This window comes from Streptomyces sparsogenes subsp. cuspidosporus (assembly GCF_039532705.1).
GTDB classification, from domain to species: Bacteria; Actinomycetota; Actinomycetes; order Streptomycetales; family Streptomycetaceae; genus Streptomyces; species Streptomyces sparsogenes.
Window position 1 is genome coordinate 1 of sequence record NZ_BAAASD010000180.1, and the last position, 519, is coordinate 519.

The 519-nt window shown below is 69.6% G+C and carries 1 protein-coding gene; it reads left to right on the forward strand.

Annotated elements, in window-relative coordinates; translation table 11 throughout:
- Positions 1 to 90 precede the first annotated feature (90 nt).
- A partial coding sequence (locus ABFY07_RS42960; protein ID WP_346179645.1) for a solute carrier family 23 protein occupies positions 91 to 519 on the forward strand: 429 nt, incomplete at its 3' end.

The window sequence follows — 519 nt, forward strand, 5'->3', positions numbered from 1 at the left end:
TGTGCTACGCACTCTCAGGTAACTACTACCTGTTGGAGAGTAGCTCTCCTACCGTCGGGTCCACAACGACGACTCGCGCAGGAGGCAGAGATGAAGGCAGTGGTGTACCGGGCGTTCGGCGGCACGGAGGTCCTGGAGGTCGCGGAGCGGCCGGTGCCGGAGCCCGGGCCGGGCGAGGTGCGGATCGCCGTCGAGGCGGCGGCGGTCAACCCGATCGACCTCGGGAGCCGGAGCGGGTTCACGGTGCAGGGCGCGAGCGTCACCACGGACTCGGGCAAGGTCCTGCTCCGCGACGTCTCGTTCGCGAGCGTGGGCGACTCGTCCTGGTTCGGGGTGACCACGCCCTTCTTCTTCGGCTGGCCCAAGTTCGCCGGCGCCGCGATCGTCTCGATGATCGTCGTCATGCTGATCACCGCCGTGGAGACGACCGGCGACGTGTTCGCGACCGGCGAGATCGTGGACAAGCGGGTCGGCAAGGAGGACGTCGCGCGGGCGCTGCGGGCGGACGGGCTCGCCACG